Annotated in this window: 12 protein-coding genes; 5 read left to right on the top strand and 7 right to left on the bottom strand. The window is 72.1% G+C overall.

The genetic code is table 11. The features are described 5' to 3' along the window. The first annotated feature begins 108 nt into the window (after positions 1-108). On the top strand, positions 109-924 hold the full coding sequence (locus HMPREF1529_RS02840) for a tryptophan-rich sensory protein (protein ID WP_016463606.1): 816 nt from the start codon (positions 109-111) through the stop codon (positions 922-924). Positions 925-948: 24 nt separating this feature from the next. On the opposite strand, the gene HMPREF1529_RS02835 is transcribed toward HMPREF1529_RS02840, so the two are convergent. Genes HMPREF1529_RS02835 through HMPREF1529_RS02825 form a run of 3 tightly spaced genes read right to left on the bottom strand, consistent with a single transcriptional unit; the run spans position 949 to position 2,955 of the window. After that, positions 949-1,674, bottom strand: a complete 726-nt coding sequence (locus HMPREF1529_RS02835) for a glutamine amidotransferase-related protein (RefSeq protein ID WP_016463605.1) — start codon at positions 1,672-1,674, stop codon at positions 949-951. Positions 1,675-1,724: 50 nt separating this feature from the next. Then, positions 1,725-2,513 carry a LysR family substrate-binding domain-containing protein gene (locus tag HMPREF1529_RS02830; RefSeq protein WP_232212035.1) on the bottom strand — a complete coding sequence of 263 codons (789 nt, stop codon included), beginning with the start codon at positions 2,511-2,513 and terminating at the stop codon, positions 1,725-1,727. A gap of 34 nt (positions 2,514-2,547) precedes the next feature. After that, positions 2,548-2,955 (bottom strand): UDP-3-O-(3-hydroxymyristoyl)glucosamine N-acyltransferase, encoded by a 408-nt coding sequence (locus HMPREF1529_RS02825; protein ID WP_005050582.1) that lies wholly within the window; start codon positions 2,953-2,955, stop codon positions 2,548-2,550. A gap of 89 nt (positions 2,956-3,044) precedes the next feature. Between HMPREF1529_RS02825 and HMPREF1529_RS02820 the strand changes: the two genes are divergently transcribed. Continuing rightward, complete coding sequence (locus HMPREF1529_RS02820) at positions 3,045-3,707, top strand: YitT family protein (RefSeq protein ID WP_005050581.1); 663 nt, start codon at positions 3,045-3,047, stop codon at positions 3,705-3,707. A 153-nt stretch (positions 3,708-3,860) separates the two neighbouring features. On the opposite strand, the gene HMPREF1529_RS02815 is transcribed toward HMPREF1529_RS02820, so the two are convergent. From HMPREF1529_RS02815 to HMPREF1529_RS02800, 4 genes are all read right to left on the bottom strand, one after another. Continuing rightward, the gene (locus tag HMPREF1529_RS02815; RefSeq protein WP_005050579.1) at positions 3,861-4,634 is read right to left on the bottom strand and encodes a DNA-formamidopyrimidine glycosylase family protein; all 774 of its coding nucleotides are present in this window, start codon (positions 4,632-4,634) and stop codon (positions 3,861-3,863) included. Positions 4,635-4,667: 33 nt separating this feature from the next. Beyond that, positions 4,668-9,491, bottom strand: a complete 4,824-nt coding sequence (locus HMPREF1529_RS02810) for an Lhr family ATP-dependent helicase (RefSeq protein ID WP_016463603.1) — start codon at positions 9,489-9,491, stop codon at positions 4,668-4,670. 306 nt (positions 9,492-9,797) lie between these two features. Beyond that, on the bottom strand, positions 9,798-11,483 hold the full coding sequence (locus HMPREF1529_RS02805) for an ABC-F family ATP-binding cassette domain-containing protein (RefSeq protein ID WP_016463602.1): 1,686 nt from the start codon (positions 11,481-11,483) through the stop codon (positions 9,798-9,800). Positions 11,484-11,757: 274 nt separating this feature from the next. Continuing rightward, positions 11,758-12,408 (bottom strand): alpha/beta hydrolase, encoded by a 651-nt coding sequence (locus HMPREF1529_RS02800; protein WP_005050575.1) that lies wholly within the window; start codon positions 12,406-12,408, stop codon positions 11,758-11,760. A gap of 95 nt (positions 12,409-12,503) precedes the next feature. Here HMPREF1529_RS02800 and HMPREF1529_RS02795 point away from each other — a divergent pair, with 95 nt between their 5' ends. The 3 genes from HMPREF1529_RS02795 (at position 12,504) to HMPREF1529_RS02785 (ending at position 15,398) form a co-directional block, all read left to right on the top strand. Continuing rightward, a complete protein-coding gene (locus tag HMPREF1529_RS02795) occupies positions 12,504-13,172 on the top strand; it encodes an NUDIX hydrolase family protein (RefSeq protein ID WP_005050573.1) in 669 nt (222 codons plus the stop codon). 40 nt (positions 13,173-13,212) lie between these two features. After that, complete coding sequence (locus HMPREF1529_RS02790; RefSeq protein WP_232212034.1) at positions 13,213-14,025, top strand: AlbA family DNA-binding domain-containing protein; 813 nt, start codon at positions 13,213-13,215, stop codon at positions 14,023-14,025. A 110-nt stretch (positions 14,026-14,135) separates the two neighbouring features. Then, positions 14,136-15,398, top strand: coding sequence for a DivIVA domain-containing protein (locus HMPREF1529_RS02785; protein WP_016463601.1), 1,263 nt, complete (start codon positions 14,136-14,138; stop codon positions 15,396-15,398). Positions 15,399-15,423 lie beyond the last annotated feature (25 nt).

Genomic DNA, 15,423 nt, shown 5'->3' with positions numbered 1-15,423 from the left:
TTCGGTGGGCGCCAGAACACCCGGGGGGCCCGAGCGCCGGGGCGCGCGCCGGTGGGGCGCGTGTCAAGGGTCTGGTGCGCGGCGGCATCCGTTCATACCGTGGGTCGCATGGATGACTCCCGTCCGACCGGAACCGACCTCGCCCGCCAGATCGTGGTCATCTCCACCGTGGTCTTCATGATCATCGCGGCGATGGTGGGGACGGGCCTGTTCGGCGGCACCAATGTGCGCGAGCTGCAGGGCGGGGCGCTGGATGCCGATGCCACCGTGCTCGCGCCGGCGACACCGGCCTTCTCGATCTGGTCGCTCGTCTACGTGCTGATGATCGCGTACACGATCTGGCAGGCGCTGCCGCGCCAGCGCGCGCGGGAGCGTCAGCGCCGCGCCGGCTGGTGGATCGCCGTCACCGCCGTGCTGAACGGCGCCTGGCTCTTGACGGCGCAGGTCCTCACGCTGGCGCTGACGGTCCTTGCGATCGTCGTGCTTCTGGCGGCGCTCGGCGCCACCTTGCGTGTGCTCGTCCAGACGCCGGCCGAGACGTGGAGCGATCGACTGTTCATGGACGCGACCGTCGGCATCCACCTCGGATGGGTGAGCCTGGCCACCGTCGCGAACATCACGGCGTGGCTGTCCGCCGAGATCGTCTCGCCGATGGATGCCGACAGTCAGCAGCTCTGGGGGGTCATCGTGCTCGTGGTGGTCGCACTCGTGGGCATCGCGATCGCGTTCGGCACCGGCGGGCGTATCGCTCCCGCTCTCGCGATGTCGTGGGGACTCGTGTGGATCGGTGTCGCGCGCACCAGCGGTGAACCGCACGCGCCCGCCGTCGCCACGGCCGCCGTCATCGTCGCGGCGGTCATCCTGATCTCCGCCGTGGTCGCGACGCTGCGGCGTCGGGTGGTGGCCGGGTCGATCGGCGACTGAACGACGCCGCGCGGACCCGCCCGCTCAGAAGGTCTGCGAGAAGGCGCGGAGGATCCGCATCGGCTCGGTGAGAGACGCGGCGAGCACCCGCGCGGCGATGCGATCGAAGTCGTTCGCTGCGAAGTAGCCGTCGTCGCGGTAGACGGCCATGCGCTCGGTGAACGCCCGGCCGGTGGGTTCGGGGTGGAACTGGGTCGCGTAGAGCGTGTCGCCGAGGCGATAGGCCTGCACGGGGCAGGCGTCGTTGGTCGCCAGCAGCACGGCGCCCTCGGGGAGGCGCCCGATGCCTTCCTTGTGCGCCGTCAGTGCCGCGAACGTCGACGCGAGACCCCCGAAGAGGCGATCCTGCTGGGCGTCCGCGGTCAGTGTGACCGTGGTCGGTCCGGTGTCCTCCGGGTACGCCCGGGTCACCTCCCCGCCCAGCGCGCGTGTCGCGACGCCGATGCCGTAGCACGTGAACAGTGCGGCGGTCTCGCCGGATGCCGCGGCGTGCGCCAGCTGGGCGAGATCGCCCTCCAGGCGTCGCTGTGCGTCGGTCTTGGCCGACTCGGGATCGGTCACGTTGAAGGGGCTGCCGCCCACGACCGCACCCCGCCAGCGCCGGGCGGCGTCGGTGGGCCACGGATCGCGCACGAGGTCCCAGCGTTCCAGCTCGTTCTCGTCCAGGCGCATCGCCTGGCGGAACGATTCGTACTCAGCGGCTGCCGCGCCCTGCTGCGGCCGTGCGCACACGTAGACGAGCGGAGACATGTCGAGAGTCTAGGCGGGCATGCTCCGACGGGGCAGGTGTGTGACGCCGCTCACCGCGACGAGTTGGCGGTTCGCCCCCGCACGATGCCGATGAAGGTCTCCACGAACGCACCGGACGCGGCGTCGGATGCCGTCGCCGGGGCCGCCGGCCACGCCAGGGCGATGCTCGAGGTGGGCCCGTCGGCGAGCGGGCGATGCGCGGCATCCTTCCGGTGGTGCAGGCGCGCCAACGACATCGGGACGATCACGACCCCGACACCCGACGCCGCGATCGCGATCGCGTCGGCGACGGATTCCGGCGAGGCGAAGCGGGGCATCTCGCCGCCCGCCACCTCGAGCTCCAGGGGAGGATGCTGCGGCGCGATGATCACCTCTCCGACCAGGTCGGCGACGGTCAGCTCGTCGGCGGCCGTGAGATGGGAGTCGGCCGCGCAGACGACGACGGGCACCTCGTCGTAGAGGGGGATCAGGTGCAGGTCGGTGCGGTCTACCGGCAGTCGCACGAGTGCTGCGTCGACGGATGCCGTCGCCAGCGCCTGCTGTTGGTCGGCGACGGTCAGCGGCACGAGCTCGAGGGCCACGTGCGGCATCCGCTCACGCCAGGTGCCGATCCACTTGCCGGGAGTGGCGCCCTCGACAGCGCCGAGGCGGAACGGGCCGCGCGCAGCGTCGGCCACCGCCGATGTTTCCGGCTTCGGGCTCGCGCGCTTGGGCGTCGCGCCCGTGCGGGCAGCGCCCTTCTTCGTCCCGCTCTTCTGAGGAGCACGGCGAGAGGATGCCGAGGGGCGTGCGGGCTTGCCGCCACGCCCGCCTGCTCCTCCTGCTCCGCGTCCGGCCATGCAGGCCAGCGTATCCCGCCGCCGGCGCCGCGGCTCAGGCGGCGAGGCGAAGGCCCCGACGGTCGGTCGCGACGCGCTCGCCGTCGGCGATCTGCTCGTCGTCGCCGATGAGCGATCCGCCCGCCACGCGTGCGTGCGCGCCGACCACGGTACGAACGCCGATCTTGGCGCGAGGGCCGATCGCAGCGCCCGATCCGATGTGCGCGTGCGGGGCGATCTCGACGTCCGGGCCGATGACGGCATCCGGTTCGATCCATGCGCCGCGGCCGATGTGAGCGCCCGCAGCGATCTGCGCGCCCGGCTCGACATACGCGCCCGCTTCGACCAGGGCCGAGGCGTGCACCTTCGCGCCGTTGGCGATCAGACCGCGGCCGTTGACGTGCTTGCGATAACGCAGCGTCTGCCCGCGCTCGTCTTCGATGTCGATGTAGTTCTTACCCACGAATCCCTCCTGGTATCCGCAACGGTGGTGACCGCCGGATCATTCCCACGGCCGGTCCCGTGACGCCGGGTCGCGTGTGGCTTGCGAAGATGGATGCTGTGACCACACCTGCGGAGGCCGACCCGACGACCGGTCCCACTCTTGTCTTCGAAGCCAAGACCCAAGATCACTCGGTTGCGGAGGACATTCTCGGCATCCTCACAGGAACGTTCCTCGTGTCCGTGGGCCTGCACCTGCTGCATGCGGCGGGCGCGGTCACCGGCGGCACCGCCGGGCTCTCGCTGCTGCTGGGGTACGCCACCGGATGGCCGTTCTGGGTGCTGTTCGCCGCCGTCAACGTGCCGTTCGCGCTGCTGGCCGTATGGCGGCGCGGGTGGGACTTCACGATCCGCACGATCGTGTGCATCGCGCTGGTCTCCGGGCTCGCCCCGCTGCACGACGCGCTCTTCCCGATCAGCGGTCTCGAGCCGCTGTACGGCACTCTCGCGGGGAACCTGCTCGCCGGTGTCGGGGTGCTCATCCTCTTCCGGCACCGCGGCAGTGTCGGCGGCATCAACATCGTCGGCCTCGAGATCCAGGACCGCACCGGCTTCCGCGCGGGCTGGACGATGATGATCTTCGATGTGCTGATCGTCGCGCTGGCGCTGCTGGTGGTGCCCTGGCCGAACGTGGTGATGAGCGCCGTCGGCGCGATCCTCCTCAACCTCGTCCTCGCCCTCAACCACCGCCCCGGCCGCTACCTCGGCCGCTGAGACGCGGCGCTGCGGGCGCGGCGGCCCGGCCCGCACCGGATGCGGGGATCGGCAACGGATGCGGACCGAAGGATGCCGCTGCATCCGATTCTGTTGCGACGGTCCGCATCTGTTGCGGCGGCTCCGCCGTCGTGGCGGGGCGGGAGGGCGCGGTCAGGTCTGGCAGCGCGGGCACCAGAACACGATGCGCTCGCTGGTCTCGGTGGCGCCGAGCTCGGTGTGGCGGATCGGCGTGCCGCAGCGCAGACACGGCTTGCGCTCGCGGCGGTACACCCAGTTCTGCCGACCGGGACGCGTGTCGCCGGTGAACGTGCGTGACGCGCGGTCGCGGTTCGCCCGGATCATGCGCGAGGCCGTCTCGACGAGACCGGCCGCATCGACGGCGGCGGCGGGCGTGGTCGGAAGGATGCCGCGGACGAACAGCAGCTCGTTGGCATACTCGTTGCCCAGGCCCGCGAGGTTGCGCTGATCGAGGATCGCGACGTGGACGGCCCGGTCATCGGCGAGGATGCGCCGCGCGGCCTCCTCGGCATCCCAGTCCGGGCCGAGCAGGTCGGGGCCGAGGTGGCCGACCAGCTCGTTTTCGTCGGCGGTGGGAACGAGGTCGACCATCGCGATCTCGAAGCCCACGGCATCCACCGCCGCGGTGCCGACGATCGCGCGCGCCTGGTACGCCGGGGCGCGCCACCGCTCGCCGCGGCGGAACACCAGCCAGCGCCCCTCCATCTTCAGGTGCGAGTGCAGCGTGAAGGACCCGATGCGCATGAGGAGGTGTTTCCCGCGCGGGATGACCTCGTGCACGATCTCGCCGGTGAGGTCGGCCGTCGCATACCGCGGCACGCGCAGCTCGAAGCGTGCGACCTCGGCGCCGGCGAGCGCGTCGTGCAGATGCCGCGCCGTGCGGAAGACGGTGTCACCCTCGGGCACGACCGGCTCCCGGCGGGCACGCGGTGAGGCGGCTCATCGCTGACGCCGCAGGGTGAGGCCGCGGCTGGACTCGACGAACCCTGCGGCCTGCAGGGCGCGCCCCGCCGCCGTGCCGTAGACGAAGGCTCCGGACACCTGTTCGACCGTGAGCGTGTCGAGGCGATGGGTGCGCGCCGTCGTGACGAGGCTCGCGGCCGCGGCGGCCAGCACCTCGTCGTCGTCGTCGAACACGAGCGCCGATCGGCCGCCGCGTTCGAGGTAGAACACCAGCTCACCGTCGACGAGCGTGACGAGTCCGCCGGCTTTGCGGCCCGGACGATGCGCGACGCCCTCGAGCGCCGGCCAGGCGAGCGCGGCGCCGTACGGGTTGGCCGGATCGGTGGCCGCGAGTGTCACGGCACGACGCGGTGGCGGGTCGGCCAGAGCGGCGTACTCGCGGAGGCGGTCGACCGTGGCGGATGCCGCGAACTGTGCGGCCCCGAGCTTCTCGATGAAGTAGCCGCGGCGACAGTGCCCGGCATCCTCGAACCCGGCGAGCACACGGTACGCCTGCGGGAACCCGCCCGGGACGCCCTCGGCCTGCACACTGCCGCGCGTGACGACGCCGTAGCGCTCCAGGAGAAGGCTCGCCGAGGCCGTCGCGCGCAGTGCGCCATCGGCGGACGGCTCGGGCAGCAGCGACCAGCGTCCCCCGGCCATCGGCGCGCGCGGTGCGGCGGGCCGCGCGGCCGTCAGGGTCGTCGGGATGGAGGTGCCGCGGAACATCCGCGCGCGGGGCGCGCGTCGTGTCGTGCGATGGGCTTGCGAGCCCCCGGCGAGGAGCCCGCGGACGGGCGCGAACGTGTCGTTGGTCACCCGTCCGGTCCAGGCGAGGTTCCAGAGCGTGTCGACGACGGCCTGTTCGCTCGTCGCCTGCGTCATCGCCGCCAGCTGACCGGCGAAGAACGCGCCACCGGTGTGGAGCGCGTCGATGATGCGCTGCTCCGCCGCGGAGGGCTCCTCCGGGTCTTCGGCCGGGATGAGGGTGAGGGTCACGGTGTCGGCCGGGTGGAGGGCGATCCAACCGTCGCGGCCCGGCAGCGAGCCGTGGCCAGACCAGACGACGTCGCCGGTCGAGGTGAGCTCGTCGAGCATCGCCGGGGTGTAGTCGCTCACCCGCAGGGGCAGGATCAGCGACTCCCAGGCGCTTGCCGGAAGGGGCACGCCCGCGAGCTGCTCGATGACGGCGAGCACACCGTCGACGCCTTCGAGCGGACGTCCGCCGGCCGCCCCGGCGATGTGCTGCCACGCCGGGAGGAAGCGCGCGTAGGAGGCCGGCGCCACCGGTTCGACGGTGCCGCGGATCGCGGCGAGGGAGCGCAGGCGCAGACGTCGCAGCACCTCGCTGTCGCACCATTCCAGGTCATCGACGCCGGTGCGGGCGCCGCCCTCGTCGCTGGGAACCGATCGCGGGGCCGCCCCCTCGGGCAGGAAGAAGCCGCTCGCCACGCGCCCCTGCGACTCCAGGCGTTGCAGCGTCTGGCGGGCCACGGCGGCGCCGATGCCCAGCCGGCGGGCGACATCGGCCGTGCGGAACGGGCCGTGCGTGCGCGCGTGGCGCGCGATCAGGTCGGCGAGCGGGTCGACGACGGGTTCGAGGAAGGCCAGCGGGATGCCGACGGGCAGCGCGGCTCCCAGAGCGTCGCGGAGCCGGCCGGCGTCCTCGATGGCCGCGACTCGCTCCACGCCGCCGACACTCACGCGGATCGCGCGGCGCGCGGCGACGAGCTGGTCGAGGAAGGCGGATGCGGCTTCCTGTGCGGCCGCGACGGCCTCGGCATCCGACGGGGGAGGTGCTGCTGCGGTCGCGGTGGCGGTGTGTGCGGCGCCGGCAGACGCATCCTGCGTCGGCGTGGCCGTCTCTGCCAGTCGCGCCGCGACCTCGGCGGCGTCGAGCGGTCCGAGAAGGCGCAGCAGATCGGCGACGCCCTCCAGCCCGCGGACGCGCCGCGACGGGTCGAGCCGCTGGGCCTCGCGTTCGAACTGCGCGATGACGGCGGGGTCGAGCAGCTCGCGCATCTCGACCTTGCCGAGCAACTCGCCCAGCAGGGCGGGGTCGACCGACAGCGCCGCCGCGCGCCGCTCGGCGAGGGGCGAGTCGCCCTCGTACATGAAGGCGCCGACGTAGCCGAACAGCAGGTCGCGGGCGAACGGCGAGGGGGTGCTCGTGGTGGTCTCGACCAGACGGATGCGGCGGTCGCCGATGGAGCGGGCGATGCGCAGCAGCGCAGGGAGGTCGTAGACATCCTGGAGCACCTCGCGGAGCGTCTCGAGGATGATGGGGAACGTGGGGTGGTTCTTCGCCACCTCCAGCAGCTGGGCGGACTTCTGACGCTGCTGCCACAGCGGCGAGCGCTTGTTGGGGTTGAGGCGGGGCAGCAGTAGGGCGCGTGCCGCGCACTCGCGGAAGCGGGAGGCGAACAGGGCCGAGCCGCCGACCTCGTCGGTCACGAGTTGTTCGAGCTCGTCCGGTTCGAAGACGAACAGTTCCGCTCCGGGCGGTTCGCTCTCGGCATCCGGCACCCGCGCGATGATGCCGTCGTCGCTCGCGACGGCCGAGCCTTCGACACCCAGGCGCTCGCGGATGCGCGCGTTGACGGCCAAGGCCCACGGCGCGTGCACGTGCATGCCGTACGGGGAATGCAGGATGATCCGCCAGTCGCCGACCTCGTCGCGCGAGCGTTCGACCGTGAGGGTGCGGTCGGTCGGAAGGCTGCCGGTCGCCTCTTTCTGCTCGTCGAGGTAGGCCAGCAGGTTGCCGATCGCATTGTCGTCGAGCCCCGATTCGCGCAGGCGCGCGGTCGCTTTCTCGGCATCCGCCGCCGCCACCTCGCGCGAGAACCGGCCGAGGGCCTCGCCCAGCTCGGCGGGGCGGCCGAGCCCGTCGCCGTGCCAGAACGGGAGCTTTCCCGGCTGGCCGAACGCGGGCAGGACGTTGACGCGATCGTGGGTGATCTCGACGATGCGCCAGCTCGTGGTGCCCAGGGTGAACACATCGTTCACGCGCGACTCGTAGACCATCTCCTCATCGAGCTCGCCCACGCGGGCGTTGCGCGTCTCGCCGGCGACGAAGACGCCGAACAGGCCACGATCGGGGATCGTGCCGCCGCTCGTGACCGCCACGCGCTGCGCACCGGGGCGTGCCGTGAGCGTGCCGTGATCGCGGTCCCAGACGACGCGGGGGCGCAGCTCGGCGAACTCGTCGGAGGGATACTTGCCCGCGAGCAGGTCGAGCGTGGCCTCGTAGGCCGAGCGGGGCAGCGTGCGAAACGGAGCCGAGCGCCGCACCGTCTCGAACCATCCCTCGACGTCGACCGGCCCCACCGCGCACGCGGCGATCGTCTGCTGCGCGAGGATGTCGAGCGGATTCTGCGGCACGCTGATCGCCTCGATCTGGCCCGCGAGCATCCGCTCCGTCACGACGGCGGTGTGCAGCACGTCGCCGCGATGCTTGGGGAAGAGGGCGGCGCGGCTCACTTCGCCCACCTGATGGCCCGCGCGTCCGACGCGCTGGAGGCCCGAGGCGGCGGACGGCGGCGCCTCGACCTGGATGACCAGATCGACTTCGCCCATGTCGATGCCGAGCTCCAGCGAGCTCGTCGCGACGACGCAGCGCAGGATGCCGCGCTTCAGCTCGTCTTCGACCTGGGCACGCTGCTCCTTCGACACCGACCCGTGGTGGGCCTTTGCCAGCTCCGGTGGGGCGCCGGCACTCGCTCCTGCCTGGGCCATCGTGGCGGCGGGAACGGTCTGCTCGGGAAGGTCGAGACTGAGCCGTTCGGCGTAGATCTCGTTGAGGCGGCCCGTGAGACGCTCGGCGAGACGTCGCGAGTTGGCGAACACGATCGTCGAGCGGTGTGCGAGCACGCGGTCGACGATGGCCTCCTCCACGTGCGGCCAGACCGATCCGGTGATCTCGGACGGCTGTGACGGAGTGAACCAGTCCCCGTCGCCCTCGGCGTCCGTCTCCGCGCTCGTTTCGGGGTCGGCCCGCTCGGGTGGCGGGGGCGGGTTGAGCATGTCGGCCATCGGCACGACGACGCGCAGATCGAACGCCTTCGTCGCACGCGGGGCGACGATCTCGACCGGCGCGGAGCCGCCGAGAAAGCGCGCGACCTCGTCGATCGGCCGGACCGTCGCCGACAACCCGACGCGCTGTGCGGCAGGGCGATCGGGATCGTCGCCGCGGCGCAGGGCGTCGAGCCGTTCCAGGCTGACCGCCAGGTGCGCCCCCCGCTTGGTGGCGGCGACGGCGTGCACCTCGTCGACGATGACGGTGTGGACGTCGCGCAGGGTCTCGGCCGCTTGCGACGTGAGCATCAGGTAGAGCGACTCGGGCGTCGTGATGAGGATGTCGGGCGGGTCGGCGATGAGCTTGCGGCGATCGGCGGCCGGCGTATCGCCGGAGCGCACGCCGACGGTGACCTCGGGAAGGGGGATGCCGAGGCGTCGCGCGGCCTGTCCGATTCCCACCAGCGGCGAACGGAGGTTCCGCTCGACATCGACGCCGAGAGCCTTGAGCGGAGAGATGTAGAGGATGCGGGTGCCCGCGGCATCCGTCTTCTTCTTCGCCGCCCTCTTCTTGCGCGCATCGGCATCGTCCGCCGCTGCGGCCGGGGCCTTCTCGCGGAAGACGCGGTCGATCGCCCACAGGAACGCCGACAGGGTCTTGCCCGAGCCGGTGGGGGCGACCACGAGGGCGTGCTTGCCCGCGGAGATCGCCTCCCATGCCCCCGCCTGAGCGCTCGTCGGCTGGGCGAAGGCGCCACGGAACCAGTCCTGGGTCGCAGGACCGAACCGCTCCAGCACATCGGCCATCGCTCCATCATCCCGCGGACCGCCGACACTCGGGCGGATGCTTGCGCCGGGCGGACACGGGCGTACACGGGCGCACCCGGGCGCCCCCGGACGCCGCGGCTGCGGCGCGCGCCGCGCCGTCCCACGCTCGCCCTGTTCCGTCCTCAGTCTCTGCGCCCCCGGACCCGCGCCGGAGTCTGGAGAACCCGGGTCCGCGCGCCGCCGTCGCGTTCGCGCGGACTGAATACGGAACGGATGAGCCGACCCGTGCCGCGGCGCTCGCGCCGGTCGACCCCGACCGGATGCCACGACCCGCGGCATCCGCGCTCACTCGAACCGCATCTCGGTCAGCACCCCCTCACGCAGCTCCAGCACGAGGTGGGGACGGATCCGCTCGAGGAAGCCGTCGTCGTGGCTGACGAGCACGACGGCGCCGCGGAACGCGGCCAGCGCCGCGACGAGCTGGTCGACCGTGTCGAGATCGAGGTTGTTCGTCGGCTCGTCGAGCACCAGCAGCTGCGGCGGCGGGTCGGCCATCACCAGAGACGCCAGCGCGAGGCGGAAGCGCTCGCCGCCCGACAGCGCCGACACGGGCCGCAGCACCGTGTCGCCGCGGAGCAGAAAGCGCGCGAGTCGGTTGCGCAGCTCGACGTCGCCGACCCCGGGTGCGGCGCGGCGCAGGTTCTCCAGGGGGGTCGCCTGCTCGTCGAGGAGGTCGATGCGCTGCGACAGGTATCCGATGCGGTCGGTGTGGGCTGTCGCGTCTGCGCAACTCCGCCTGAGCGGGCCATCAGAGCCAGGTGTGCCCGCGTCGGTGTCGGTGGAGGCGGAGTTGTGCACGCCGTCGACCGCCAAGCCGCCCGCAGGAGTCCCCGCGCCACCCGCGACCAGCCGCTCCAGGAGGGTCGTCTTGCCCGCGCCGTTCGGACCGATCAGCGCGACCCGCTCCGGGCCCTGGACCGTCCACGAGCGCTCGCCGTCGCCGATCGTCGCGATCCGTCGACCGGCCGCGACATCGGGGTCGGGCAGCTCGATGTGCACCGGCTCGTCGTCGCGGACGCGCCGTTCGGTGGCGTCGAGCACCGCGCGCGCCTCCGCCTCCTTGTCGTGCGCCTCGACGCGTAGCCGCCCCGCCGACGCCTGGGCGGCACGCTTCTTCTCGCCGAGGACGATCTTCGGTGCGCGCCGATCAGCGGCCGACTTACGGCCGATCGCAGCGCGTGTGGCCAGCACCTGTTCCTGGTGGATGCGGTCGCGCTTCTCGCGCCGCACCTGTTGTCGCGCCGCCGCCTCGGCCTGGCGGGCTGCCGCCTGCTGTTCCTCGTGAGCGGCGCGCCACGCCGAGTACGCGCCGCCGAACGTCGACAGCGAACTCGCGTACAGCTCGGCGGTCTCGTCCATCAGCTCCAGCAGCGCCGTGTCGTGGCTCACGACGATGAGCGTGCCGCGCCAGCTGCGCACCAGATCGTGCACGCGCGCCCGCGCGTCACGGTCGAGGTTGTTGGTCGGCTCGTCCAGAAGCGCGATCGGGGCTCCGCGCAGTCTCACGCCGACGAGGGCGGCGAGGACGGCCTCGCCACCGGAGAGGGCGCCCACCCGTCGGTCGAGAGCGTCCTCGGGAAGGCCCGCTTCGGCGAGCGCAGCCGTGGCGCGTGCCTCGATGTCCCAGTCGTCGCCGACCGCGTCGAAGTGGCGCTGATCGACGTCGCCGGACGCGATGGCCCGCACGGCATCCAGCGCCGCATCGACGCCCAGGAGTGCCGCGACGCGGGTGTCGGCGGTGAGCCGCTGGGGCATCACATCGACGGTGCCGCTGCGCACGACCGTGCCGGATGCCGGGATCAGGGCTCCCGCGATGAGGCCGAGCAGCGTGGACTTGCCGGCGCCGTTGCGTCCGATGAGTCCGGTGCGCACATCGGCGAAGGCCCCGGAGACGTCGTCGAGAGCGACGGTGCCGTCGGGCCAGGTGAAGGTGACGCGGTCGAGCACGACCGCGGGAGAAGCGTGGGGCATGGATGCCTCCTGTCGGTGTCGATGACACTGACGAGATCAGTGTCGGAGCGCAGGCGCGCACGACACCATTCCCGGACGACGGGAGGGATCGACGGCCGGCGCGGATAAAGATGCGCCGACGCGTCGAAGAACCCGGTGTCCGAGGAGGGACGGAGGGTCGACGGCTCAGCGCGGGATCACAGCGCGGCGTCGAAACCCTTCAACGGTCTTCCTCACGGTCGGGACAAGAACGCCGACAGCCTAACCCACCCCCACGCGGAAGGCCACAGCCGGGTCAGCCCGCGGCGGCGAGCTGCTTGTCGAGGAAGACGTGGACGTCGTCGAGCTCCTCCTGCGACACGCTGTGGGTGAGCCCGGCGTAGACCCGGCCGCTCAGCTCCGCGTGCGCGGGCAGCCACTGCACCGTGTGGGCGACCGCAGCGGGGGGAATCACCTCGTCGCGCGCGCCGCGGCCCCAGAAGACCGGGGGGCGACGTTCGGCGAGCACCTCGTCGCCCGGAAGGGGTGACGGGTCTGCGTAGCCGGCGAGGTTCACGACGAAGGCGAAACGATCGGGCTGCAGGCGCAGAGCCTGCAGAGCGACCGCGGCGCCCTGAGAGAAGCCGAGGATGCCGATCGTCTCGGCATCCGTCGCCCGATCGATCCATGCGATCAGGGCGTCGGCGGCGGCCGTCACCGCTCCGCTCGAGCGGCCGTCGAGACCCTCGATGGGATACCACGACCAGCCGGGGGCGGGAAAGGGCGGTGCCAGCGGCGCACGAACCGCGGCCAGCACGAACGCGTCCGGGAGGAAGGGAGCGAGCCCGAAAAGATCACGCTCATCCGAGCCGTACCCGTGCAGCAGCAGCAGGAGGGGTCTGCCCGCCCGCGTCTCGGGGCTTTCCGACCAGAGGACGGCCTCGTCGTCGATCGCGATCGCGCTCATGACCACCATCCTCGCAGGAGGCGCCGACACTCGCGTCGCCGCCCGGCCGACGGCACGGGCGCGCCACCGGCGGCGGTACCGGTATACATGGAGGCATGGCCGTTCGCACCCCCGACCCCGATCCGAACGAACGCGACGACGACGGGAACCCCCGTGACCCGCTGCGCGGATTCGGCAGCGGCGGGGGACGGCCCGGGCACCCCCTCGGCGACGGATCGTTCGGCTCGCCGACGCCGGGAAGCGCCGGCAACCCCGGCTGGCTGAGTGACGTCGAGCTCGCCGAGGCGCGTCGACGGCTGCCGATCCTCTACGTCGAGGCGGTGCCGGTGCGCACCGACGGCGTCGGCGCGGTGACCCAGGTGGGCGTGCTGCTGCGGGCGACGCCGCTGGGCGAGATCACCCGGTCGATCGTCTCGGGACGGGTCCGCTACGGCGAGACGGTCCGTGATGCCCTCTTCCGGCACCTCGAGAACGACCTGGGTCCCATGGCGTTCCCGCAGCTTCCGCCGCAGCCGGTGCCGTTCACGGTGGCCGAGTACTTCCCGCTGCCCGGAGTCAGCGCCTTCCACGACGATCGTCAGCACGCGGTGTCGCTGGCGTTCGTCATCCCGGTCACCGGCACATGCGAGCCGCGCCAGGATGCTCTGGAGGTGACCTGGATGACCCCCGAAGAGGCATCGTCGGAGGCGCTGGCTGCCGAAATGGAGGGCGGGCGCTCGACGCTCATCCGGCTGGCTCTGGCCAGCGTCGGCGCGCTGCGCTGATCGCCCGTCGTCCCTTGTCCCTCGTCTTCAGGTGATCACCGTGCCCCGCAGTGAGATGCTCGTCGAGGTCGCCGGCGCGCTGCCGCTCGCGCTGCTGCTGTCCTTCATGATCGCGTGGGTGCTGCGTCGCCTCTTCGGCGCTCGGCTGTCCCTGCCGCTGTCGGTCATGACGATCGTGTCGCTGCTGGGAGTGAGCCTCGGGCTCTTCCTGGCGGGCTGGTTCTTCGTCGGGCTGAGACTGTGGATGCCGACGGCGCTGCTGCTGGCGGTCGGCAGCAGCCTCGGGCTGTCGTTCCTCGTCGCGGGCATCGCCGCACTGCTGCGACGTGACGGCGCCATCGACGTCGCGGCGCTCCTGGAGAGGGGCGAGAGCGACCGCGTCGAGTTCAAGGAGACCGCGCGCTGGAACGTCCGTGACGACAAGAAGGACGCCCGCATGGAGCAGGTGGTCGCCAAAACCGTCGCCGCCTTTCTCAACAGCTCCGGCGGAACACTGCTCATCGGCGTCGACGACGCGGGTCGCGTCCACGGGCTGGACCGCGACTTCGCGACCCTGCGCACCCCCGACGCCGACCGTTTCGAGCTCTGGCTGCGCGACATGCTGGCGACGAGCCTCGGAAAGAACGCGGCCGCCATGCCGCGCATCCGCTTCGCCGAGATCGACGGCGCCACGGTCTGCGCCGTGCGCTGCCCGCGAGCACCCGAGCCCGTCTTCGTCGCCCAGGGCGGCGGCACCGAGCTGTGGGTGCGGGTCGGCAACTCGACCCGGGCGTTCGGCGTCGACGAAGCCGTCACCTACGTCGCCCGCCACTTCCGGCCCAACCTCGCCGATCTGCTGCTCGGGCGTCGCTGACGACGACACGGTGACGATCGGTTTCTCCGATATCATTCGCGTGCCGGCGCGCCCGAGTCGGTGACATGCCGCCGTGCCCACCGTGGCAGGCGCCGCTTCGGAGTGCTGCCATGACTGACCGCTACGAGTCCGACCACACCGCCTTCGATGACCTCATGTCGGGGTCGCAGGATTCCCGATCCGACGGGGAGGCCGCCACGTTCCCGACCGTCTTCCGCGGCTACGATCGCGCCGCCGTGGATGCCGCCCTCGCCGCCTTGACGGCCGACGGCGATGCCCGTCGCGCCGACGCCGACGCGCTCGCGCGTCGGCTCGAGACGGCGCAGCAGGAGGCACAGGACCGCGCTGATGAGCTCACGCGACTGGAGGCGCGCGTCGCGCAGCTGGAGGGTGAACTCGCGGTGCAGTCCGCGCGGGCCGACAATGCGGAGGACAAGGTGCAGACCCTGTCGGCGGAGTTCGTGAGCTCTGCCGCGGAGTCCTCCCGCGAGCGCGAGCGGTTCGAGGACGTGCTGCGGGTCGCGGAGGATCAGGCATCCGTGATCATCAAGAACGCGAGTGTCCAGGCCGAGCGTCTTCTGCAGGCTGCGCGCGAGGAGATCGCCGCGCAGCGGGCGGGGGCTCAGGCCGACATCGAGACCCTCCGTGCCCAGGCGGCGACGGATGCCGCACAGGCGAGACTGACGATCGACACCGAGCTGACGGCACACACCGCCCAGCTCGAGCGCGAGGCGGCGCACGCCGCCGAGAAGGTCGCGCAGGCCGAGCAGGAGGCCGCTGCGATCCGCACCGAAGCCGAGAAAGGGGCTGCAGCGCTGCGCTCGCTCGTCTCGCGTGAGACGGAGCAGCTCCGTGCGGAGGCGGAGGACGCCGTGCGCGAGCAGCGCCTGCGCGCCCTGGAGTTCGAGGAGGCACTGAGCCGCCGGCAGGATGACGCCCAGCAGGAGTTCTTGATGCTGCACAACCAGGCCGTCGCGCACGCCGAGCGCATCACGCAGGACGCCAACGAGCAGGTCGCCGCGTCGCTGGAGCACGCGCAGCGCATCACGGCGAAGGCCGACGACTTCGACAAGCTCATGCGCGCGCAGGCTCAGCAGCACGAGGCCGACGCGCGGTTGCGCTCGCGCGAGATCCTCGATCGCGCGAGCGTCAAGGCCCAGAAGATCATCGACACCGTCACCGGGCATTCGCAGAGCGTGCTGCGCGACGCTGAAGACCGCACGCGGGCGCTGCGCTGGCAGCAGCAGCAGTTGACGAGCTTCATGTCCGAGGTCAAGGAACTGCTGCGCACCGAGGCGGCGGCGGCCGACGGCGCCGAGGCCGCGTCTGTGCCCGGCGCCGACGAGATCGACGGCGATCAGACGCCCGCGTGATCGCTGATCGTTGAGGTCGCAGCCC

It is taken from the genome of Microbacterium sp. oral taxon 186 str. F0373, from assembly GCF_000411455.1.
Taxonomy (GTDB): domain Bacteria; phylum Actinomycetota; class Actinomycetes; order Actinomycetales; family Microbacteriaceae; genus Microbacterium.
This window is presented reverse-complemented; position numbering and strand designations above follow the sequence as displayed.